The sequence below is a fragment of the Psychrobacter sp. NPDC077938 genome (genome assembly GCF_044542635.1).
Lineage (GTDB): Bacteria > Pseudomonadota > Gammaproteobacteria > Pseudomonadales > Moraxellaceae > Psychrobacter.
Genome location: NZ_JBITUW010000004.1, coordinates 40,863 through 64,774, shown reverse-complemented (window position 1 = coordinate 64,774; position 23,912 = coordinate 40,863). Strand labels below are relative to the sequence as shown.

Below are 23,912 nucleotides of genomic sequence, written 5' to 3'. Positions count from 1 at the left end.
CTTATAAGGGATAAATAATAATCAAGTTAATAGCAGCATAAAATCTACTGCGCTAACCATTTTAATTTTTATAATAACATCGTTATTGATAGTAAGAAAAAAGCGGCGCTGTGTAAAGCGGTCTTACATTAAGTATCATAAGATGGCTAACTAAACATATGCTACATCAGACAGCCAGTCACTTTGCCCGTACTGTAGTTTTAATCATTCCAAAACTGGCTATTAATAACGCCAGTACCTGCACAAACAATAACAACCATACGGTAAGAGACCACTGCCCTCGCGCATAAGCTATGCCACCCAGCCATGCCCCTAGCGTACCGCCTGTATAGTAGCCCATATAATATAGACCCGAAGCTAATGAACGACCCTTTTTCACATTGACCGCGATATAGCTGATAGTCGCTGACTGCGTAATAAACACACCTGAAGACATAATAGCCAGTCCTATGATCACCCCCCATAATGGCGTGACCAGAGTCAATAATACTCCGACTATAGATACGACGATAGCCACCCGTACTGTACGCGCTGAGCCAAACCGGCGTAGCAATGTCGTAGATAATGGCGTGATAATAACACCAAGCAAATATACTGCAAAAATATTGGCGAGCGCACCAGTACCAAGCGCATAAGGCTTATCGGCCAAATGTAAATTAATAAAAGTGAAGCAGCCTACAAGGGAAAACAGCACGCAAGCGCCAAGCAGACATGCTGTTACCACATAGCGATTGGTGACATGCTCACCCAGCGTCTGTATCGCTGAGCGAAAATTAGGATTGGCCACAAAGTGACGAGACGATGGTAGCATCTTGCCAACCCATATTGCCCCCAATAGCGTCATCGCCGTCATCACATAGTAGCCATGACGCCAGCCAATCAGCTCATGTAAATGCCCTAACAAGAACCGACCCATAAAGCCGCCAAGCACGCATCCTGACACATAAAAGGACATCAGCTCAGTCATCGCCCGTCCCTCAAACTCCTCACCGATATAGGCAATTGTCACCACCGTAATACCCGGTACAGACAATCCTTGCATAAAACGCCAAATGCCGACCCATTCAATGCTTGAGCTCTGGGCGATGAGCGCTGTTGGTATCGACAAAAACAATAAAGCGCCAACGATAAACGACTTGCGCCCGACTGCATCTGAGAGCATACCCAAAAATGGTGACATGATGGCAATTGCCAACACAGTAGCCCCAACGATCATACCAGCCTGCACTTCGGTCGCGGCAAAGTCCACCATCATGACCGGTAGCACCGCTTGGATAGAGTACACTTGCAAAAAAGCAAACATACCTATCAAACCAATTGTGAGCTTCAATATCCACGACGTTGAATGATTGGAGGGAGCTGGTGGCACAGCTGTTATATCTTGGATCTGATCTTTAGAATTATTCACAGGGGATCTGACTATATTGGTTATACCATGACTGTAAATAACAACCGTCACTGGCGTGGATGGTAGAGAGGAATAACGGTGATTTATGCTCAATGTATAAGCAAAATCACCGTTATTAAACGATAACTGCTCATCATAATGACAAGCAAATTATGGTAGCACATTCACTAATATACTCAGGTTTAAAAGTGTTATTAACGCTTGATAAATTCTTTATTTGGGTTCGAGATTATCGTAGAAAAACTTGACTAGAAGTCTTGTTTCGACTTGAGACGGTGAAGACAGTTTTCGACTCACGAGGTCAAGATCAACGTTACGTTTATCGCATATACAGGATAGTATGGTTAGATGCTATTGACGCATTTAACTGCTTTAACGATTGATAACAATGACAGTTAACAATCACTACCTACGTCTATCTTTTCTAACCTAGAGACGTGCACGACCACACAACCTTTTAAAATACAATTTACTATGACAAAAAATATGATGCTTCCAAAACTTATGATCGCAATGAGTACATTGGTTTTCTCTACGATGGCTGTAGCAGAAATAACTGTGTCCGAGACTAGCATTAAAGGTCTTAACCCAGTTGGATCATCACTCGACGCTACAAACTCACTAGCGGCAGTAGACTGTATAAAGGATGAGGCTATCACTGCTACTGAGCTCACAAAAACGCGTGATAACGGTCCGTTTTCTATCAGTACCAAGCATGTGAGTCGCCAATCTGCCAATGGCTTCGGTGGCGGTACCATACACTATCCAACGGATGCTACTAGCTGTGGTCTGCTAGGTGGTATCGCGGTAGTGCCAGGTTACGTGTCTTATGAGTCTTCTATCAAATGGTGGGGACCGCGTTTGGCCTCTTGGGGATTTGTCGTTATTACTATTAATACTAGCTCCATTTATAATAATCCAGATAGCCGTGCTGAACAATTGAGCGCGGCTCTCGATCATCTCATCGCTGATAAAACAGTGGGTCATATGATAGATCCAAATCGTTTGGGCGCGATTGGCTGGTCAATGGGCGGCGGCGGTGCGCTACGATTGGCAACTGAGCGCAGTACAGTGCAAGCCATCATTGCACAAACACCCTATCACGATACAAGCTATGGTGCGTTGGATACGCCTGCTCTATTCATCGCTTGTGAAAATGACCGTATCGCCCCTAATAAAAAATATACCAATACTTTTTATCAAAAAGCTGACGGTCCAAAAATGAAGGTCGAGATTAACAACGGCAGTCATTTCTGTGCCAGTCATCGTTTTAACGAGAAACTATTAAGTAAGCCTGCTATCGCATGGATGCAACGTTATATTAACGGCGATACCCGTTTCGATAAATTCTTATGTGGCAATGACAGCTACAAAGATGATCCTCGTATCTCAGCCTATGATTACGAAGACTGTTTATAAGCTATTTTTTAATATACTTACAAAAGGAAGAATAGCTTTCACTGCTGATGATGACATTTGAATAACAACTCTTTTTTATTTTTACACATTTACATTGCTTCTATCTTTTTTCTTACAGACATTACTGCCATAAAAATTAATAATCATATAGTCAATCCTCTATAAATTGGATACGGTGTCAGGCTCGCTTAGTCTACAAATTGTAGTACTTTCACTCGCCTTCCTTGTATCCAAATTATATTGAACCGACTATAGGGTGCTACAAACAAGTAAAACGATTGAATAAATGAACGATTAAGGAGCAATGTTGATGACTGATGAAATGTATGATTTGGGTGCAGGTTTCTGGAGTATTCGAGGCTCATTTATTAAAAATGGCATACTTGATATTGGTATTCAATGTGCGCTCATAAGACTATCATCAGAGCGATTTATCTTTTTGGATAGCTATACATTAACTAGTGATGTGCGTCAGCAAGTCATGGCATTGACCAATGACGGTCAAAATGTCGAAGCTGTCCTCAATGTTCATCCGTTTCATACAGTACACTGTGCTCAAATGGCCAAAGACTTTCCGCAAGCGGCGTTTTATGGGAGTAGCCGACATCCGAAACAAGTACCTGAAGTTAATTGGGCAGACGACTTAGTCGAAAGCGATACCGTTGCTGCGCGCTACCCTGAACTCAAATTTTCTATCCCTCAAGGCATTCATTACATCTCACCTGACGAGACGGTTCATGCTAGCTCATTATTGGTCTATCATCCTGCTAGCCAGAGCATTTATGTCGATGATACCTTTGAGATACCCCCTTCCAAGTTAATAAATGCCGTGCAGCCTAACCTAGGCTTACACCCTACTACCAAAAAGGCACTCAAAGATGAGCCAAACGCAGCTAAGCATTATTGTGATTGGGCAGTAGAGCTGGCACACGAGTGGCGTGATGGTCGTCATTTTTGCGGCGCACATTCAGGATTGGTGACATTTGAAGAGGGTCAATTTGAGACAGCACTTATCTCAGCGATTGATTTGGCTCGCCCTGAGCTTGAAAAAGCATAAAAGCGTGAACCTTTAGAAAATATATTATTAAAACAACTCGAAAAACAAAGTTTACAATGAAAAAGTAGCTTTGTTTTATTTACATATTTTATTTAATTAACTAGACTAGGAAAATTATAAATGACTGATCACATTCATGATTTAGGCGCAGGATTTTGGAACATACGCGGAACATTCCGTCTCGGTGGCGTGCTAAATATCGGCACTCAATGCTCGCTAGTCAAGCTATCATCAGGAAAATTTATCTTTTTGGACAGTTACGCCCTAACGGATGATGTTCGAGACGAGGTTATGGCACTCACTAACAATGGTCAAGATGTCGAAGCGGTGCTGAATGTACATCCTTTTCATACAGTCAGCTGTGCTCAGATGGCCAAAGACTTCCCGCAAGCCACGTTTTATGGCAGTAGCCGTCATCATAAAAAAGTACCAGAAATCAATTGGGCAGATGATTTGGTAGAAAGTGACGCAGTCGCTGCACGCTATCCTGAACTTAAGTTTTCAATGTCAGAGGGCATTTATTATATCTCGCCCAATGAGATGATCCATGCAGGTTCTTTATTGGCTTATCATCCTGCCAGTCAAAGCTTACACGTAGATGATACTTTTATGAGTCCACCAACGAAGCTATTAGAAGCTGTATTGCCTGAACTAATATTGCACCCTACGACCAAAAAAGCACTGAAGAACGAGCCAAACGCTGGTGCGCAATACTGCAACTGGGCGACTAAGTTGGCTCATGAATGGCGTGACGTTCGCAATTTCTGTGCTGCGCATTCTTATCTTGTTCAGTTCAAAGAAGGTGGGTTTGAGAAAGCACTGGTGAAAGCTATCAAGAAAGCACGTCCAAAACTAGAAAACGCCTAATTTCTCACACCTTAGACATATATTTTTTATAGATATAGAAACGGGTCGCTATTACTGTATTTACTAATGTAGCGACCCATTTTTTGAGCCAATAACTTTATAAAATATACGATTATTGAAACTTATTATCGAAATAGCAAAGTAGCCAGCTCATCTTCATTGTTCAGAATATCTGCCAATGTATAACGCTCAAGCACATTGACAAATGCGGTGAGTGCTTCAAAAAACACGCTTTTAAGCTGACAGGCTGGACTAATTACACAGCCTAGTGATTTATTCTTTTTTTCCTCAATAAATGTCACTGGCAAATCCGTCTGATGAGCGCCCTGCTCACTGTCATTATGAGACGCTGGTACGGCAAAGCACTCTACCAGATTAAAATCAGGCTCTATCTGTTTGATCAATACACCCAAATTAATATCTTTAGGCGCACGCGCCAAGCGTATACCACCGTTTTTGCCGCGCACACTTTCTATATAACCAAGCTGACCTAGCTGATGAATAATCTTGGTCAAATGACTTTTGGAAATACCATAGCTGTCAGCGATATCGCTAATATTAGCCAATAATGATGGATCTGGTCTCACGGCTAAATAAATCAATGAGCGTAGCGCGTAGTCACTATAGTTGGTCAATCGCATGTACTTGCACTCCTATTTTTATAAATTTTATATATTAAGCTAGGGTGTGTCATCAATTAGATTATGAGCATTAAAATAAGATAAATTCATGCTAAATAAGGAAAAGTTCGCAGTGAATATGAACATATTGACAAGAACTTTGACACAGTTTAGCGAAAATTTAGCCCTTTTAAGGCCATAAATTGCATCAATGTGCTAATTGATGACACGCCCTAGACAAAGTAAGTCGCATTTTTGGTAATAACATTTGGACATAGCATTTGTAAACAGTATCGTTAGCCCGCTTTAACCAAATAAGCCATCGGGCCGAGGACGTGCCAACATGGGCAGATAACTGATGCAAAATAGCACAAAACACGCAATCCAAGCACTTTGCGCCACCATAATCCACATTAGGTAATGACTCATATCTACTAGCGGTAATAGTACGCGGCTGATAAATACTAAGACCATCAAACCGTACATAACGCTTACCGTTTTTGGCGGTTGATGAATACTGCGACCTGTATGTCCCAGAGATACTCTAGTCATCATGGCTAACGTCATCATACCAACACCAGCAATCGCCAGTCCATGCATAGCGATGCTGTGCGGATAACCGAGCCAAGGCTGTAATGCGTATAGTAAAAAACTCAAACACATGCCTAAAAATGCGATGTAAAACGACCAAAGTAATGGCTTTTGCCAAATACCATGATGATACCACCCTATCATACGAACGATCTTAATCACTGCCACGCCAAGCGCGGTAACCGTCAGCAAATATTTATTTGGATAAAACACATCACTAATAAAAAAGGCGCAGAAAAATACTAAGCTTGCGATATCTTGTGTCTTACTACTATGTAGTTTAATGGGTTCTGACGTTTCCATATCTATACTGAGACCACGTTCGATAAAAAATGGCACTACGCGGCGGCCAATTGTCAGAACCAGCCCGATAATCAAATAGAACCCACTATAAATACCTATCTTGGTTGTGTTCATATCAGCATTGATAATTCCCCAATAGCAAAGTCCGTTGCCAAAGGTCAGCAGGGCCAGTTTTGCCAAGATACCCATTTGCTTGTATTGCTTAACTTGCCATACTGCTCGACATATCACATATGCCATCGAGGCGACAAATACTACATCAAAAAGGGCTGCTATATATAGCCACGATATACTATCACCTATGAGCGTTATGCCAAGTCCAAAACCTAACCAGCTCAGACGTGCCAGCAACCAACAGACAAAGATACCTAGCAGCTTATAACCATGCAGCATCATTACCCCTGTCCATGTTTTGACCGCGGTTAGCAAAAACCCTGCTACCACTGCCAAGGCATAACCATACACCATCTCATGGCCATGCCAGTATAACGGGTTCAAAACCTGTGCATCGATATCGGTGTGACCAGTAAACACAAACGCCCATAGCAGCATCGTTACTACGGCAAATAGCGCAGCAGCACTAAAAAATATGCGAAAGCTTAAATTAAGGATAGGATGCGGAGAGTTTGGTGGTTTGCTAGGTAGCTTGATAGATTGCATAGCCATCTTCCTAGAGAAATATAGATGGCTTTGATTATAACATTCATTTTAAATGAACTTTATTAATCTTTAGTCTAACTATCAAATATTTTACTCATCGAAGTGCTACGCTTGCGGAAATCTCTAAAATCAATCTCCCAATTATAAAAATAGAGAAATCAGGCTGGCTGTTCTTTAGCTATTATTTAGACATGACTTAGTCAATATCACTTACAATTGTAATGCCACAATGACTAACGATATGACCACTATCACCGTGACATACTGCCTAACTTTAAAATATGTGTGACTGATAATCTGCGCTCGATAAAGGCTATAATCAATAACCAACAGACCTATAAAACCAATCACTAATAGCCAAATAAAACTACTGGCTGATAAGATTAAAAACCCAAGCCAGAGACCAAGCGCAATGACATTGCTATACAGTGGGAGCCTAATAGCCCACTTATTGTCGTCAGCTAAATCTAAATGATTGCCCCAATGCGCGCCTGCCATAAATGATGCAATCACTAGCCCATAAACACTTAATATATCGACTACTGAACCAAGCATAGGCACGGTAACAACGTCTATCATCAGCAAAAATGTACAGGCGACAAACGGAATAGCACCTGCAAAAGTGAGATAAGGACTGGGCTTTTTCATTGTTTAAACCTATCTTATGATTAATCTAATAATAGCTGTCACCTGTTAAGTGGGAGTTTGCAACATACATTAATCGTTTTTTTGAGTGTTGCCTTGCCACTGACGGATAAACTCACCATTTGGATCATATTGCTGGGCTTGCTTGTCCAGATTAAACTGTCTGCATCCTCTTGGGTCAGCGCCGACGCCTGCCAGATATTGCCAATTGCCCCAATTACTGCCGACATCATAATCAACAAGATATTGCTCAAAGTAAGCTGCCCCGTAACGCCAATCAAGGCCTAGCTCATGGATAAAGCAACTGGCAACCAGTTGTCGTCCGCGATTCGACATATAACCTGTCGTGCGCAATTGGTTCATGCATGCGTTGACGATAGGATATTGTGTTGTACCACTCTTCCATTGCGCTAACAGACTCTCAATCAATTGAGTTGAAGGCGCGTGCTGAGCGATGCCTTTAAACCAAAACAACTTTTGCCGATGGGTGACAGCATACCAATAAAAATACTCACGCCACAGCAGCTCGAACCATATCCAGTAAGTAGAATCATTTGCGATGATATCGCGCTCATAGCGACGTAGACGATTTAATATTGTATTTACAGACAGCGAGCCGTTTGCCAGCCAAGCGGAGAACTTTGTGGAATGTGTCCAGTCATCAAGCGCGTTTCGTGTGATTTTATAAGTGCTGGGCGCATCGGAACAGAAATAAGTATCTAAGTGCTTCAGACCGTTTGACTCACCACCTGTAAAACTGGACGGCTGCTGCGATGGCTTATCAAGCTCTGCCTGATTAGACAACTGCGATTCAAAAAAGTATTCGTTCCTACTCTGCATATTGTCAGGCAATGGAGCAAGTGTTTCTGGCGTTGGATAAATAGCTATATCTTTTTCTGCATGCAGCAAATCATAGTCACTTTCGATTTGTTTACGAAATTGTGTAAAACTTTTGGGCAGGTTCTCTAGCGGTAACTCGTCAAATAAAGTTGTCGTTGTTTGAATATGCCACTGTATCTCTGGATATTTCGCCTGTAGAAGGTCATATACTTTGTTCTCATTATAATCTGCCGTCTGGCTGATGCAGATATCTGTCACCTGTTGCTGCGCTATTAGATCACTCAACTGAGTAAAGATGTCTAATGCTTCTTCGCCTTTCTGTAAATACAGCAACCTATTACCCCGCTGTATCAGTGACGCATTTAAATCAGCCAAGCTCTCATGCAAAAACTGCTGACGAGCTCGACCCATACTGTCGTAATAATAGGCATCGTAATGGTCTTTATCGTCTAATATATCTGTCAACGATGAGGCATAAACCAATAGTAGTTTACCATCAGTGGAGATTTTAGATGCTTTTAATAGAGTGGCATTGTCCGCCACCCTCAAGTCATTATGAAATAGCACCAATGTGACATTTCTGTTCGCTGAGTTATTCTCTGAGTTGTTTGCTACTTGATTTGACATACCCTATCCTTCTTGCTGTTTAGCGCTTATCTATTATTTTTAATATTTAGTCTTTAGTCTTGAAATATCATATACAGTGTAAAACATACTTAGCATTCAACTATGATGCGAGCCTAACACTTGTAAGGCAATGCGTTCAGCCCCAGAAACCACTTATAAGCATTGACTCTCATATGTCTGACTGCTTAAATGGCTTACCTCCAGGAGAACACCATGACTCAAAATAATACTACGACTGAAGAAAATAAATCAGATGAAAAGCGTAAACTTATCAATCGATTTTTGATGAGGTTGACAAAAGAGCAGCCTCAAATGTATTACGCAACGACCTCTGAGATATCACGAAGTATTCATACAATGATAAAAGAACACACCAATCGCTTGTCGGTAGAAGAGCAAGCACTGGTAAGACGGATGACGATGGAAGAGATTGAAGGGTTACTTGGTTTTCATGCCAGATAAGAAATTGACCAACTTCAAATACGTCATTCTCAGTAAGTTGCCAAATATCACACAAAAAAAGACCGCTATCAAAGCGGTCTTTTTTATTAGCTATTAGCATTCTATTTTAGGACAATTAGAATGGATATTCACGTGGCTCATTTTGCATTGAGATCCAATGTGTTCTAGTGAACTCTTCTAGTACCCACTCACCGTTAAAACGGCCGATACCTGAGTTTTTCTCACCACCGAATGGCGTATTGCTTTCATCATTGACCGAGATGTCATTGATATGGGTCATGCCAGCTCTGATACCACGAGCGAAGCGTAGACCTTTTTGCATATCAGCAGTGAACACCGCACTAGACAGACCATACATAGAATCATTGGCAATCGATAGTGCATCGTCTTCGTCTTTAGCACGGATGATACCGACCAGTGGTCCAAACACTTCATTGCGTGATAGATCCATTTCGCGAGTCACTTCGGTAAAGATGTGCGGCGGTACGACTTGGCCGTCGATCTCGCCACTGAGTATCATTTTTGCGCCTTCTTCCTGCGCTTTAGCGATTTTTTCTTTGAGCGATTTAACTTGTTTTTCGTTGATGATTGGTCCAACAGCGGTATCTTGCTTATTAGGATCACCGACGTTCAATGTTTTAACGTGTGCTAAGAAACGCTCTACGAAATCATCATATATCTCGTCTTCTACAATGACTCTGTTAATCGCGATACAGATTTGACCTTGATGTAAGAATTTACCAAAGGCAGCCGCTTTTACTGCTTGCTCAATGTCAGCATCTTTTAGTACCACAAATGGACTGTTACCACCTAGCTCAAGCGCCACTTGTTTGATGTATTCGCCGCCATTTGCCAACTCACCGATATGTTTGCCCACTGAGGTCGACCCTGTGAACGACACAAGGCTTGGCGCTTTGTGTTCAACGATTGCATCGCCTATCTCACTACCTGAGCCGACCACGACGTTCAATAGACCTTTTGGTAGACCCGCTTCTTCAAACACTTTGGCCAATAGCAAACCACCTGTCACTGGCGTATCGCTAGCAGGCTTGAGTACCACCGCGTTACCAAGCGCTAAGGCTGGCGCGATAGAGCGCTGAGTTAAATGTAGTGGGAAGTTCCATGGGCTAATAACAGCGACAACACCGATTGGCTCGCGATAAATGAAGTTTTCTTTGCCAGGAGTATTCGATGGACGAATCTCACCATGGACACGATTAGGGAATGTCGCTGCTTCAAGGGTAATCGCGCGCGTTGCACCGAACTCGACCATGGCTTTGATACGCGTACTGCCCGACTCTTTGATTAGCCAATCAACGATTTCTTCTTGGCGTTGATCGAGTATGTTTACGACTTTATACAACACTGCAGCACGCGCTGCTGGTGTCTGCTTGGCCCATGCTTCTTGAGCTTGGGTCGCCGCATTATAGGCTTCGTTCAACTGATCTTTGGTCGCTTGCTGGATCTCTACAAGCGTATCACCGTTATATGGGTTGGTATTGGTGTTGGTGCTATCGTCTTTACCGGTTTGCCATTCACCAGCGATGAACTGCAAATGAAAGTCACTATATGCACTCGTAGTATTGGTTGACATAATCATCCTTATTTTTAATTTGTTATGTTAAGTATTGGTTTGCGATTATTAAAATAAAATTATTAAGTCGGCGATATCTTAATGAGAAAATATCTGGCAAGTAGTAAGTCTGAAATCGTTACCAAGCTATCAATCAATAGTCATCAATTAAAAAAGCTCTAATGAAAAATGATCTTTAGCAATAAATACTAACGGTAACGGATAACAACAAAACCTACCTTGCTAGACGACTGGTCTAATGCTACCATAGCTACTAATAAAACGAGACTACTTTGTCAGTAAATATTGTTGATAAAACGTAACACATATAACTATATCCTATTACAATACGCCATCAACGTGACGCTCAAATGAACGCTAACTGTTTTAACTGACTATCTAATACATACGCTAATATAAGCAACTACCAAGGGAGACAATCCTGTTTATGTCTAATACAGACGCAACTACCCCAGATACCAAAGCTCATTTACTTGCCACTGGCTACCAATTAATTGCTAAAAAAGGTTTTACCGCTGTTGGTCTCAAGCAGATTTTAGATACAGCAGGTGTGCCAAAAGGTTCTTTTTACCACTACTTTGCTTCCAAAGAAGCCTTTGGTGAAGCCATTATTAATCATTACTTTAGTTTATATAAGACTCGGTTAGATGTCATCGATGCACAAGATGTCAGTGCGCAGCAAAAGCTATATGATTATTTTCAAAACTGGTATGACACGCAGCAGAACGGCTGTGACCATGAGAAATGCTTGGTAGTGAAGCTCAGCGCAGAGGTAGCCGATATGTCAGAAACCATGCGTAAGGCACTCGATACTGGCTATCAGCAGACGACCATGTGGCTTGCTGAGCAGATTAAGGCAGGCTGGGCAGACGGGTCAGTACCCCGTCTCGATAATATCTCGGCTGAGAGTATGGCCAAGCGTTGGTATTTTGCATGGCTTGGCGCAAGCTTAATTGCAAAGATTAGCCAAACCAATACCCCTTTAGCAGAAATTTGGCAGATGACCACGACCCAAATGGGACGCTGATAGTTAACCGTTCGGATTTCTAGCGACTGCATCTTTAGCACAAACATCATAAACATTAAGGCACATTGAATATTTACAACTCTCATAGATAGCAGCTGTCAGTACTATGCTTGAGTGTTCAGTGTGCTTTATTGCCTTCTCTTTTGTAAACAAATTTCTGAAAGACATCTGCATATGACTTAAACAGTTATACGAGATTTTTGTAAATATAACTAGACGACTGGTCTAATTGGTGTACAATGCGCACAAATATTAAGAATGAATGTCTATACGAGCATTGCTTATCATTCATTGATTGATATCAGACAATATCCCATGTCAAAACCATTTAATTGAACCGTTTTTATTAAAAACTTTTTATTACTAATTAGGAATCTTATGAATAACTTCCAATACTACAATCCAGTCCGTATCGTTTTTGGTGAAGGTCAAATCGAACAATTATCAGATCTAGTCCCTACTGATGCACGTGTCCTCATTACGTACGGTGGTGGTTCAGCTCAGCGTACTGGTACATTAGACGAAGTAAAAACTGCATTAGCGGCAAGCGGTAACCGTACTGTATTTGAATTTGGTGGCATCGAAGCTAACCCAGAATTCACCACGCTATTAAAAGCAGCCGACATGGTCAATGAGCACAACATCGACTTCTTATTAGCCGTTGGCGGTGGTTCAGTGATTGATGGCAGCAAATTTGTTGCATTGGTATCATCACTGACTGAAGAAAATGGCACTGTGTCACGTGAACAAGCATGGGATGCATTGACCAGCTATTGCAGAGACATCGATTCTGCGGTTGATTTGGGTGCGGTATTAACCATCCCAGCAACTGGTTCTGAGATGAACTCGGGCGGCGTTATCAACTATAGTGAACGTCAAGCAAAACTACCGTTTGGTAACCCACTTGCCTTCCCTAAATTCTCAATTCTAGATCCAATCAAAACACTTACCCTGCCTGAACGTCAGGTTATGAATGGTGTGGCTGATGCATTTGTTCATGTAATGGAACAATATCTGACTTACCCAGTAAACGCTAAAGTACAAGATGCCTTTGCTGAAAGCTTGCTTAAAATCCTTATCGATGAAGGTCTAGTTGTTAAGCAAGATCCAGAAAACCTAGAAACACGTAAAAACATTATGTGGACAGCAACCATGGCATTGAACGGTCTGATCGGTACTGGTGTACCACAAGATTGGACAACTCATATGGTTGGTCATGAGCTAACATCACTACACGCTATCGATCATGCACGTACGCTAACCATCGTATTGCCATCAGTTATGCGTGAGCTAAAAGAAAGCAAAAAAGAAAAACTGCTTCAGTATGCACGTAACGTATGGAACATTACCGATACTGACCTAGACGACGATGCGATCATCGAGACTGCTATTGTTTACACTGAAAACTTCTTCCGCGAGCTTGGCTTGCCAGTTAGCCTAGAAGACGTTGACTTGACGGAATCAGCGATTGATCCAATCATCAAGCAGCTTGAAGTGCATAACATGGTTAAGCTTGGTGAACATGGTACTAACGACTTAGAAGTATCACGTCGTATCTTGCAGCGCGCTGTAACTAGCAAAGCGTCTTAATAAGCGCTATAGCAAGAACTGTCAGAACAATTATAAGAAAAATCGCGACAGTAACAATAAGTACATATCGTTATGCTATTTATAGTAGTAGCTATTCCATGCTGAGTAGCTACTACACTTAATACCACTATAATAATGACAATTAATAAATATAAAGGATTCCTACAATGAGCTTCGACAAACAACAGAATCAACAAACAAACCGTCAAATCAAATTGGCTAGCCGTCCTAATGGCGTACCTACTGCTGACAACTTTGACATGGCAACTAGCGACATTCCTACGCCAAAAGATAACGAGATGCTACTACGCACGGTATATCTATCACTAGATCCATATATGCGTGGGCGTATGAGCGATGCAAAAAGCTATGCAGACCCGTTAGAAGTCGGTGACGTCATCATGGGTGGTACCGTAGCGCAAGTGGTCGAGTCAAATATTGATAGCTTCGCGGTAGGCGACTTAGTCGTATCAAACTCAGGCTGGCAGGACTACAGTGTCAGTGATGGCGAAGGCGTCCTGAAACTGGACAAAAACATGTCAAATCCTTCTTATGGTTTAGGCGTGTTAGGTATGCCAGGGTTCACGGGTTACATGGGTCTGACTGATATCGGTAAACCACAAAAAGGCGAAACTTTAGTCGTGGCAGCAGCAACTGGACCTGTCGGTGCCACTGTCGGTCAAGTGGGTAATCAACATGGCCTGCGAACTGTCGGTGTGGCAGGTGGTAAAGAGAAATGCGACTTTGCGGTCAATGAGCTTGGCTTCGATGTCTGTATCGATCACAAAGCCGATGACTTCGCTGAGCAATTAAAAGCAGCATGTCCAGATGGTATCGACATCTACTATGAAAACGTTGGCGGTAAAGTATTTGATGCGGTAATGCCATTACTTAACGACCACGCTCGTATTCCAGTATGTGGTCTGGTATCGCAGTACAACGCAACTGATTTACCGGATGGCAAAGATCGCCTAGGTATGCTGATGGGTCTTATCTTAAGTCAACGCCTAACTGTCAGAGGTTTCATTATCTTTGAAGAGTATGGCGACCACTTCCCCGAGTTCTTGGAAACCATGAGCAAATGGGTAGAGTCAGGCGAAGTAAAAACCAAAGAGCACATTACTGACGGTCTGGACAATGCCCCAGATGCATTTGTCAGTATGTTAAACGGTGATAACTTTGGTAAGACTGTAATCAAAGTATCTGACGTTAACTAGTTAAGCAGCTACTGACAGTTAGCAATCGTTGTGAATAACTACTTAACAACATAAATTGCTAATATCACTACTGACAGTTGCGCACAAAGCAGGAATAATGCTAACAGTCATTATTTGCATTTAGGCTAATTAAGTAAAAACGGCTAATGATGCAACGTAAAACTTATGACTGTTGGCTATATAGTTACTAACATATAAATAATAAACAAGGATAATTATGAACATTTTAATGGTACTAACTTCTCATGACCGTTTAGGCGATACTGGTAAGAAAACTGGTTTTTGGCTAGAAGAATTTGCTGCTCCTTACTACGCATTTCTTGACGCTGGCGTAAATGTAACTCTAGCTTCTCCAGCTGGCGGTCAGCCACCACTAGATCCTAGTAGTGACACAGAAGACACGCAAACTAAAGATACCACTCGTTTTAAAGACGACAAAGACGCTCAAGAACATTTGGCTAACACCAAAAAACTTGCTGATATGAACGCTGAAGATTTCGATTCAGTATTTTATCCTGGTGGTCATGGCCCATTGTGGGATTTGGCAGTAGATAAAAACTCTATCAATCTGATCGAGACTTTTGTTAAGCAAGACAAGCCTGTTGCTTTTGTTTGTCATTCTCCTGCAGCGCTCAAAAACGTTAAAGTCGATGGCGAGTATTTGGTAAAAGGCAAAACAGTGACTGGTTTTACTAACTCTGAAGAAGACGCAGTTGGCCTAACAGACGTAGTACCCTTCCTAGTAGAAGACGCATTGAAAGCCAATGGCGGTAACTACGAAAAAGCGGCTGATTGGGAATCATTTGTTGTTGAAGATGGTCTGCTAATCACAGGTCAAAATCCTGCATCATCAGAAGAAGCTGCTAAGCGCCTAATGGCAAAGCTGAAAGGTTAGTCAAATTCACTGCACAATAAGGTCGATACCATGATTCGCTTACATCATCTCAATCAATCACGCTCATTACGTACGCTATGGCTCTTAGAAGAGCTAGGCGTACCTTATGAAGTAGTCAGCCATCAGCGCGATGCCAAGACTCATTTAGCACCAGATTCTCTAAAGGCTATACATCCACTCGGTAAGTCTCCGGTTATCGAAATGGATGGACAGATTTATGCTGAGTCAGGTGCTATCACTGAGCTGTTGATTGAACGATTTGCGCCAGAGCGTCTGCGCCCTGCTACAGGAAGCTCAGACTATGGCTACTATCTACAGTGGATTGATTTTGCAGAAAGCTCGCTCATGTTGCCATTAATGCTTGAATTATTTACTAACAAAGCAGGCATCGATGACAATGAGTTTTTAAACGGCTACATCGAGACAGAAAAAACCAGACTGTTTAAGTATCTGGATGCCTCAGTTGAAGGTAAGTCGTTTATTGTAGGTGATAAACTGAGCGGTGCCGACTTTATGCTGTCATTCGATTTGATTATTCTTGCTAAGCGTCAGAAACTTGATGCCTATCCGCATATCAAACAGTATGCTGAAAAGTTGGCCAGTCTTGATAGCTATCAGCGTGCAATGCAGCTAGAAGCAAAATATGATGAATCAATTTAGTATTTGGTATTAATTGATATTATCTGTTAACTGATATGTCATATACTGACTGACCAATTTTTCGATACACAAAAACAGCTCTGTATAGAGCTGTTTTTTATGCATATAGCATTTTTTACTTGTTGCATCGTTTGTTTTAATGTTCGTCACATTGCATGAAATACTGCTATATCTTTATCCAACACAGCCAATGAGTTACGCGGTGATGACAAAAGCGCTATAGAAGTTATGATAAAATATGCCCTGCATTTCTTGGGTTGTCTTTCCAGTTTGACCAGCATTTATATCAACTACCCCGCTGTTTTTTTAAGCTATGAACATTCATCGTACTGACCTGATTTTGCGTCTGGAATCTGTTCTATGCCATTCTATTTCCTTATACAGATTATGGTACGTCCATGAGTAACGAATATCAGTTCAAGCCCCACGAACAACCGATAATGGTGGGCTCTCCTGCCAACCCTGATCATCCTGCACGCCGTAAATTATTTTACTTACTGATTGGAATTTTCGTTGGTCTCACTGCCAGTTTCCAAAACGGTCTGCTCGTCGCAAATCTTACTCAAATTCAAGGTCAACTGGGCTTAACGCCAGCTGAAGGTGGGTGGATATCTGTTAGCTATAATATGACCAATGCCTGTATCACCGTTCTGCTGTACAAAATTCGCCAACAATTTGGTATGTCACTTTTTAGCAAAATCACTCTGTTCTTTTTGTTGGCCGCCACGAGTTTACAGTGGCTAATCAGTAGTCACTTATTAGATACGCCTAATATAGGAATTGAGCCTTATTACCTAGAGATTGTCGCCAGGGGACTTAGTGGTATGGTGGCAAGTGGCATGACCATTTTAGGGTTATTCTACTGTTTGCAAGGCATGCCAACCGTCAAGCGGACCAGTGGCTTAATATTGGGTTTTGGCTTGGTGCAGTTTGGTATTCCATTATCACGAATCATCTCGCCCTATCTCGCCATCGACGGTCAGCTTGAAAACTTATTTTTATTTCAATTTGGCTTGGCACTGATTTGTTTTGGGCTGATTAATATATTGGAGCTACCACCAGGCAATACAGAAAAAGTATTTGAGAAACTCGATTTTTTAAGCTTTGCTTTTTTTGCGAGCGGTTTGGCGGCACTGGCTGTAATTTTGGTGCAAGGTAGGATTTTATGGTGGACGACGCCTTGGCTCGTCTATCCCCTAATGATTGCTATTGTTGGGATTGGCATCGCTCTATGGATTGAAACACATCGCAAAAACCCAATGTTACAAGTCCGCTGGATGCGTAGCCGCAATATTATTGCCTTTATGATTACCGGCGCTGTTATGCGAATTTTGCTATCTGAACAAAATGTCGGTGCTGCAGGCCTACTTGCTAATTTGGGTTATGGTAACGATCAGCTGGTTACTTTTTATGCTGTCATAATGGCTGCCAGTGTGCTGGCTTTGGTGATTAGTATTTTTAGTACCAATCCGATGGACTTGCGCCGTCCTGTTATTTTTGCAGTGGCATTGATTGCCTTAGGGTCTTGGATGGACGTTGGGGTCTCTATTAATTCTGCACCCTATATGTTTTATATTAGCCAGTTTTTGATTGCATTTGCCGCGGTATATTTCATGGGACCTTTGGTTTTCGAAGGATTCTTGCGTGCTATTGCCAGTGGCCCTGCTTATATCATTAGTTTTTCGGTTATCTTTGGTATTTCCCAAACGGTTGGCGGATTGGCAGGTGCAGCGGCTATTCAGGCATTTACGACCATTCGTACACAAGTGCATTATGCAGATATGGTCAGCTCACTGAACTTAGGTGATCCTACGTTCAGCGCTCAAATTTCCGGTACTCGTAGTGTATTGTCAAACCAAACGACGGACGCAGCGCAAGCGAATGTGGCTGCAATGAGTCAAGTGTTGCAAGGGATTCAACGCCAAGCAACTGTCTCAGCTTATAGCGATCTGTTCTTTTTGATGGCCAGTTTTGCTACTTTCGTTACGATCATTTTATTAATCAACTATTTTTATAACCGTTACCACAAGCGCAATCCACTTGCTAAAGAGCTTGCCGTTATTGCAAAAATGCGTGAGTCAAAATAACTCAGTTTATTCTATTAATAATGTTTCACCTTGTTCGTTTATAGCCAGTCTATTTTAATATTTATTAAAAGTTTAGGAGCACGTCATGAGCCAAGAAAAACCAAATGAGCTTAATCAAACACCTCAGACGTCCACTGGCGCTCCAGCAACAGACACACCTATAATGTCCAACATAGGTAAAGAAGAGTCTGCTACAACTTCTTCGCCATCAGTAACTAAGACAGCAGAAGGTGATGTAGAAAACAGTTCAGACAGCAATGAAACACCAATGCCGCCAAAAGAGCCAATCCCCGATACTACTGGTTGGTCGCCCAAGAAAAAATCCTATCTAAACTTAGGCTTATTAATTTTATTGATTGTCATTGGCGTGGCATTGATTTTGTATGCATGGAAGTTCCCACCATTTACCCCAACGGTACAGCAAACCAATAATGCTTTTGTCAAAGGTCAGACGACTATTATTAGCCCGCAGGTTTCTGGTTATGTCACCAAAGTAGCAGTGCAAGACTTCGCCAATGTAAAAGCGGGTGACTTACTCATAAAGATAGACGATCGAACGTTTCAGCAGCAGCTCGAACAAGCGCAAGCGAATACTGAGGTGGCGGTCACCAACCGCTCTACCAACGATCAAGACACACAAACCAGCCAAGCACAAATCGAAGCACGCAAAGCTGACTTATATAGTGCCAAAATCAACGTACAGAGCGCTCGTGAAGATGTAAACCGCTACCAAGGTTTGGATGCTATTGGTGCGGTATCAAAGGCGGAGGTGGCTCATATCAAGGCGCAGTTGGCTCAAGCACAAGCAGGTGTACAGCAAGCAGAAGCCAATTTACAGGCCGCCCAAGAAAACCGTGAAAAGACCAGTGGCAGTCGCTCATCGCTAGATGCAAATATCAAAAATGCTGAGGCAGGCGTCAAGCAAGCGCAAATCAATCTAGACAATACTATCATCACTGCGCCTGAATCTGGCCAGCTAAGCCAAGTCAGTGTCAAAGAAGGCCAATACGTCAGCGCTGGTACGCAGCTCATGTATATCGTACCAAAAGGCATTTGGATCATTGCAAACTTTAAGGAAACTCAAATAGCCAATATGGCAATCGGTGAGCCTGCGACCATTCATGTCGATGCGCTTGGTGGTGCCAAATTTACGGGGCACGTAAGTAATATCTCGCCAGCGACTGGTAGCGAGTTTAGTGCTGCTGCTGCCAACCCTGCGACAGGTAACTACATAAAAATCGCTCAACGTATTCCTGTACGCATCGACCTAGACCAGAACCAGCCTGAACTTGCACGATTACGTCCTGGCATGTCAGTCTCAGTGGATGTCGATACCAATATTAAATGAAAGGTTGAATAAAAAGTTAATTAAAAAATAATGCCAGATAAGGTAAATAGCTAACGTAAAAAAGCCACTCTAGATACCAGAAAAACTGGATTTAGAGTGGCTTTTTTAGTTTTGTATAATCTATAGCTTCAAACTACAGCAACTATGGTAATAAACGTTTGGTCGTCCAGCTTGTATTGCCTTCACTGTCATCGCCGCTACTCTGCGTATACACAATTCGGTCATGCATCCGATTGGCGCGACCTTGCCAAAACTCAATACTTTCAACCGTAATCTCATACCCACCCCAAAACTCTGGCGTTGGTACAGTAGTATTGTCAGGGTGCGCTGCTTGAAGCTGTTCAAACGTTTGCTCCATGATTTCACGATTGGCCACTTCACCACTTTGCGGTTGACTGACCCAAGCGCCTACTTGACTATCATGGGGACGCTTTTGGAAGTAAGCAGCCGATTTATCAGCAGCAATTTTAGCGATACTACCGCTGATACGGACTTGACGCTCTAACTCATGCCAGAAGAATAACGCTTCAGCGTTAGGGTTCTCTGCAATATCCTGCCCTTTTGCGCTTTCATAATTGGTATAAAAAACGATACCTGTCTCAGTAATCTCGCGTAATAACACAATACGAACGCTAGGCTTATTGTCTGCGCCACATGTCGCCAAACTCATTGCATAAGGCTCTTGCACCTTTTGCGCTAACGCCTCATTCATCCAAGCTTTAAAAAGCTCGAATGGTGACGTTGGTACTGACTGTTGGTCAAGCTCACCTTTCTCATATGAGAGGCGTTGGTCGGTAAAGTCCATGCTCATAGCAGTTCCTTATTTGAAAACTATAATGTTGTTGTCTCAAGTACTAGTCATTATCTTAAATACCAGTTGCTATCTTGAATACCACTTATTGCCTTAAATGCTATTAGCCTAGTACCGACTTTATAAGATCAGCTAAATCATTAGCCATTACATCGCACTCTATCTCATCATCTGACTCAACCATCACGCGAATCATAGGCTCTGTACCTGACTGACGTATCAGAAGACGACCACGACCCTCTAGCGTTGCCTGTGCTTTATCAAAAGCAGCAACCAACTCCTCATGTTTGAATGGGTCTTGCATTTGAGATAAGCGTACATTGACTAGCTTTTGCGGTAACACTTCAAAACCTTCAACAAGCTCACTTAGCGCACGCTCTCTGGCTTGCATGACTGCCAGTACTTGCAAACCAGCAATGATAGCGTCCCCTGTGCGACTTTTATCTAAGCATAAGATATGACCAGATGGCTCACCGCCCAATATCCAGCCATTAGCTTCTAAGTCCTGCATCACATAGCGATCACCCACCTTTGCGCGAGTAAATTGAATGTCTGCATCTTTTAGTGCCAGCTCTAACCCCATGTTGCTCATGAGCGTGCCGACAACACCTTCAGCTTTGGTTTTACCTTGGGTAGCAAGTACATATAAGATACCATCACCATCAACTAGCTTACCCGTCTCATCAACCATTACGATACGGTCACCATCACCATCTAGTGCAATACCGACATCTGCTTCATGCTCAAGCACGGCTTTTTGTAAGCTTTCAGGATGAGTAGAACCACATTCAGCATTGATATTGATACCGTCTGGCGTATTATTGATAGCAATCACGTTTGCCCCCAACTCGCGCATCACTCTAGGTGCTACGCTATAGCCCGCACCATTCGCACAATCCACTACTACCGTCAGATGACTAAGGTCGTACTGATAAGGGAAGCTGCCTTTGCAAAATTCAATATAGCGACCTTTCGCATCATCAATACGGTTGTTTTTGCCCAAATGTGCAGGATCAAGAATAGGCATTATGGCAACATCACTACCAACGTCGTTCATAATTGCCGTCAATTTATCATTGATTGCAGTTTGCATTTCATCACTTATCTTTTTGCCATCACCTGAGAAAAACTTGATGCCATTATCATAATAAGGGTTGTGCGAGGCTGAAATAACCACACCAGCATCTGCATTAAAGCTACGGGTTAAATGCGCAATCGCTGGGGTTGGCAATGGACCAAGCATATAAACATCAACACCTGCTGCATTAAAACCTGCTTGTAATGCTCCCTCTATCACATAGCCTGACAGACGCGTATCTTTACCAATCACCACACTTGGCTTACGCGTAGGATTTTCATTTTTTTCTATGAGAACAAGCCCAGTGACATAGCCTAGTTTTAAGATAAAGTCCGGTGTAATTGGCAATTCACCAAATTTTCCGCGAATTCCATCAGTGCCAAAATAGCTCATTATGTGTTCCTCAAGTCAAAAAAATAAAAGGCCAAGCGTATACGCAGGCAATACTATTGTTGTAATAATCTGTTTCTGTATTTTACAAAAAAAACAGCCAACAATAACATAGCATTGTTGGCTGTTTGTATCTTAAGCTCGCTGCAGCCTTACGTCTCAGCTAACACTAATACGATGTAAATCTACAAAAGTGAAGCGTCTTACGGAACGATCTAGTTTACTCGATAGTTCGGTGCTTCTTTAGTGATTTGCACATCATGCACATGTGACTCTTTCATACCCGCTGAGGTTACTTTGATAAACTGCGGATTGGTACGCATATCTTCAATCGTGGCAGAACCAGTATAACCCATTGATGAACGTAAGCCACCAACCAACTGATTAACGATACCCGCAACTGGTCCTTTATAAGGAACACGGCCTTCGATACCTTCTGGTACTAGCTTCTCTACGCCGTCTTTTGCATCTTGGAAGTAGCGGTCTGAAGAACCGTTTGATCCTGACATCGCACCCAAACTACCCATACCGCGATAAGCTTTATAGTAGCGACCTTGGAACAGCTCAACTTCACCTGGTGCTTCTTCAGTACCAGCCATGAGTGAACCAACCATGATGCACGATGCACCAGCAGCGATTGCTTTTGCCATGTCACCTGAATAACGAATACCACCGTCAGCAATCAATGGAATGCTGTCTTTTAAAGCACTAGCAACATTATCAATGGCTGAGATTTGTGGTACACCGATACCTGCAATAATACGCGTGGTACAGATAGAACCAGGGCCGATACCTACTTTTACTGCATCAGCACCTGCGTCACGTAAAGCAATTGCAGCTTCACCTGTTGCGATGTTGCCACCGATTACTTGTACATGCGGATAGTTTTTCTTGATCCAAGATACTTTATCGATCACGCCTTTTGAGTGACCATGCGCAGTATCAACGACGATAACGTCGACATCAGCGGCGATTAATGCTTCAACGCGTGCTTGCGTGTCTGCACCTGTACCAACAGCTGCGCCAACACGTAAGCGACCTTGCTCGTCTTTACACGCGTTTGGATTGTTTTCAGCTTTGGCAAAGTCATTAACAGTAATCAAACCACGTAGACGGAAGTTATCGTCAATAACGATGACTTTTTCGATTCGGTGCTCATGCAATAGTCTTTTTATATTCTCGTTGCTTTCACCTTCATGTACAGTTACTAGCTGCTCTTTAGGTGTCATAATCTGACTAACTGGCAACGATAAATTGGTCTCAAAACGCCAATCTCTATGAGTAACAATACCCACAACGTTATCTGTGCCTTTTTCGACCACAGGCACACCTGAGATATTGTTATCTTGCGTCAAACGTAGCAATTCACCGATCGTCATTTCTGGATGTACAGTGATAGGATCAACAACGGTACCCGCTTCAAATTTTTTGACACGGCGTACTTGGGTGGCCTGCTTTTCGATGTCCATGCTCTTATGCAAAATACCCATGCCACCAAGCTGTGCCATAGTGATAGCCATTTCAGACTCAGTCACAGTATCCATCGCCGCAGAGATTAGCGGAAGATTAAGTGTGATGTTTTTGGTCAAACGAGTAGACAGATCAGCAGTTTTTGGCAGAACTTCAGAATAGGCTGGTAATAATAAAACGTCATCAAAGGTTAAGGCTTCATCGACAATTCGCAACATACAGACCCCTAGTGGTGGTTATTTTGAT

The 23,912-nt window shown here is 42.4% G+C and carries 20 protein-coding genes; 11 read left to right on the top strand and 9 right to left on the bottom strand.

Annotated elements, in window-relative coordinates:
* Positions 1–178 precede the first annotated feature (178 nt).
* Positions 179–1,369: an MFS transporter gene (locus tag ACIGBM_RS08195; protein ID WP_397477559.1), complete on the bottom strand. Its 1,191-nt coding sequence runs from the start codon at positions 1,367–1,369 to the stop codon at positions 179–181.
* Between the two features lie 525 nt (positions 1,370–1,894).
* Between ACIGBM_RS08195 and ACIGBM_RS08190 the strand changes: the two genes are divergently transcribed.
* The 3 genes from ACIGBM_RS08190 to ACIGBM_RS08180 all read left to right on the top strand — a co-directional run bounded on the left by ACIGBM_RS08190 (position 1,895) and on the right by ACIGBM_RS08180 (position 4,751).
* Positions 1,895–2,827, top strand: coding sequence for a dienelactone hydrolase family protein (locus ACIGBM_RS08190; protein WP_397477396.1), 933 nt, complete (start codon positions 1,895–1,897; stop codon positions 2,825–2,827).
* Positions 2,828–3,137: 310 nt separating this feature from the next.
* Positions 3,138–3,884: a hypothetical protein gene (locus ACIGBM_RS08185; RefSeq protein ID WP_397477395.1), complete on the top strand. Its 747-nt coding sequence runs from the start codon at positions 3,138–3,140 to the stop codon at positions 3,882–3,884.
* Positions 3,885–4,004: 120 nt separating this feature from the next.
* Positions 4,005–4,751, top strand: coding sequence for a hypothetical protein (locus ACIGBM_RS08180; RefSeq protein WP_397477394.1), 747 nt, complete (start codon positions 4,005–4,007; stop codon positions 4,749–4,751).
* A gap of 125 nt (positions 4,752–4,876) precedes the next feature.
* On the opposite strand, the gene ACIGBM_RS08175 is transcribed toward ACIGBM_RS08180, so the two are convergent.
* From ACIGBM_RS08175 to ACIGBM_RS08160, 4 genes are all read right to left on the bottom strand, one after another.
* Positions 4,877–5,392 carry an Rrf2 family transcriptional regulator gene (locus tag ACIGBM_RS08175; RefSeq protein WP_397477393.1) on the bottom strand — a complete coding sequence of 172 codons (516 nt, stop codon included), beginning with the start codon at positions 5,390–5,392 and terminating at the stop codon, positions 4,877–4,879.
* Between the two features lie 285 nt (positions 5,393–5,677).
* Complete coding sequence (locus ACIGBM_RS08170) at positions 5,678–6,925, bottom strand: NnrS family protein (RefSeq protein WP_397477392.1); 1,248 nt, start codon at positions 6,923–6,925, stop codon at positions 5,678–5,680.
* Positions 6,926–7,135: 210 nt separating this feature from the next.
* Positions 7,136–7,573 carry a DUF3429 domain-containing protein gene (locus tag ACIGBM_RS08165; RefSeq protein ID WP_397477391.1) on the bottom strand — a complete coding sequence of 146 codons (438 nt, stop codon included), beginning with the start codon at positions 7,571–7,573 and terminating at the stop codon, positions 7,136–7,138.
* A 69-nt stretch (positions 7,574–7,642) separates the two neighbouring features.
* Positions 7,643–9,037: a DASH family cryptochrome gene (locus ACIGBM_RS08160; RefSeq protein ID WP_397477390.1), complete on the bottom strand. Its 1,395-nt coding sequence runs from the start codon at positions 9,035–9,037 to the stop codon at positions 7,643–7,645.
* A gap of 213 nt (positions 9,038–9,250) precedes the next feature.
* Here ACIGBM_RS08160 and ACIGBM_RS08155 point away from each other — a divergent pair, with 213 nt between their 5' ends.
* Positions 9,251–9,499 carry a hypothetical protein gene (locus ACIGBM_RS08155; RefSeq protein WP_057760515.1) on the top strand — a complete coding sequence of 83 codons (249 nt, stop codon included), beginning with the start codon at positions 9,251–9,253 and terminating at the stop codon, positions 9,497–9,499.
* 115 nt (positions 9,500–9,614) lie between these two features.
* On the opposite strand, the gene ACIGBM_RS08150 is transcribed toward ACIGBM_RS08155, so the two are convergent.
* Positions 9,615–11,093, bottom strand: coding sequence for an aldehyde dehydrogenase family protein (locus ACIGBM_RS08150; protein WP_397477389.1), 1,479 nt, complete (start codon positions 11,091–11,093; stop codon positions 9,615–9,617).
* Between the two features lie 427 nt (positions 11,094–11,520).
* On the opposite strand from ACIGBM_RS08150, the gene ACIGBM_RS08145 reads away from it, so the two are divergent.
* From ACIGBM_RS08145 to ACIGBM_RS08115, 7 genes are all read left to right on the top strand, one after another.
* Positions 11,521–12,120: a TetR family transcriptional regulator gene (locus ACIGBM_RS08145; RefSeq protein ID WP_397477388.1), complete on the top strand. Its 600-nt coding sequence runs from the start codon at positions 11,521–11,523 to the stop codon at positions 12,118–12,120.
* 378 nt (positions 12,121–12,498) lie between these two features.
* On the top strand, positions 12,499–13,710 hold the full coding sequence (locus ACIGBM_RS08140; RefSeq protein WP_397477387.1) for an iron-containing alcohol dehydrogenase: 1,212 nt from the start codon (positions 12,499–12,501) through the stop codon (positions 13,708–13,710).
* 167 nt (positions 13,711–13,877) lie between these two features.
* Positions 13,878–14,927 (top strand): NADP-dependent oxidoreductase, encoded by a 1,050-nt coding sequence (locus ACIGBM_RS08135; protein WP_397477386.1) that lies wholly within the window; start codon positions 13,878–13,880, stop codon positions 14,925–14,927.
* Between the two features lie 217 nt (positions 14,928–15,144).
* Positions 15,145–15,822 carry a type 1 glutamine amidotransferase domain-containing protein gene (locus ACIGBM_RS08130; RefSeq protein WP_057760524.1) on the top strand — a complete coding sequence of 226 codons (678 nt, stop codon included), beginning with the start codon at positions 15,145–15,147 and terminating at the stop codon, positions 15,820–15,822.
* Between the two features lie 30 nt (positions 15,823–15,852).
* Positions 15,853–16,482, top strand: a complete 630-nt coding sequence (locus ACIGBM_RS08125) for a glutathione S-transferase family protein (RefSeq protein ID WP_397477385.1) — start codon at positions 15,853–15,855, stop codon at positions 16,480–16,482.
* Between the two features lie 398 nt (positions 16,483–16,880).
* On the top strand, positions 16,881–18,569 hold the full coding sequence (locus tag ACIGBM_RS08120; RefSeq protein WP_397477384.1) for an MFS transporter: 1,689 nt from the start codon (positions 16,881–16,883) through the stop codon (positions 18,567–18,569).
* An 85-nt stretch (positions 18,570–18,654) separates the two neighbouring features.
* Positions 18,655–19,917, top strand: coding sequence for an HlyD family secretion protein (locus ACIGBM_RS08115; RefSeq protein WP_397477383.1), 1,263 nt, complete (start codon positions 18,655–18,657; stop codon positions 19,915–19,917).
* Between the two features lie 142 nt (positions 19,918–20,059).
* Here ACIGBM_RS08115 and pdxH read toward each other — a convergent pair whose 3' ends face one another.
* From pdxH to guaB, 3 genes are all read right to left on the bottom strand, one after another.
* Positions 20,060–20,722 carry a pyridoxamine 5'-phosphate oxidase gene (gene pdxH, locus ACIGBM_RS08110; RefSeq protein WP_296206775.1) on the bottom strand — a complete coding sequence of 221 codons (663 nt, stop codon included), beginning with the start codon at positions 20,720–20,722 and terminating at the stop codon, positions 20,060–20,062.
* A gap of 109 nt (positions 20,723–20,831) precedes the next feature.
* The gene (gene glmM / locus ACIGBM_RS08105; RefSeq protein ID WP_296206749.1) at positions 20,832–22,199 is read right to left on the bottom strand and encodes a phosphoglucosamine mutase; all 1,368 of its coding nucleotides are present in this window, start codon (positions 22,197–22,199) and stop codon (positions 20,832–20,834) included.
* 212 nt (positions 22,200–22,411) lie between these two features.
* Positions 22,412–23,884 carry an IMP dehydrogenase gene (guaB, locus tag ACIGBM_RS08100; protein WP_057760534.1) on the bottom strand — a complete coding sequence of 491 codons (1,473 nt, stop codon included), beginning with the start codon at positions 23,882–23,884 and terminating at the stop codon, positions 22,412–22,414.
* Positions 23,885–23,912 lie beyond the last annotated feature (28 nt).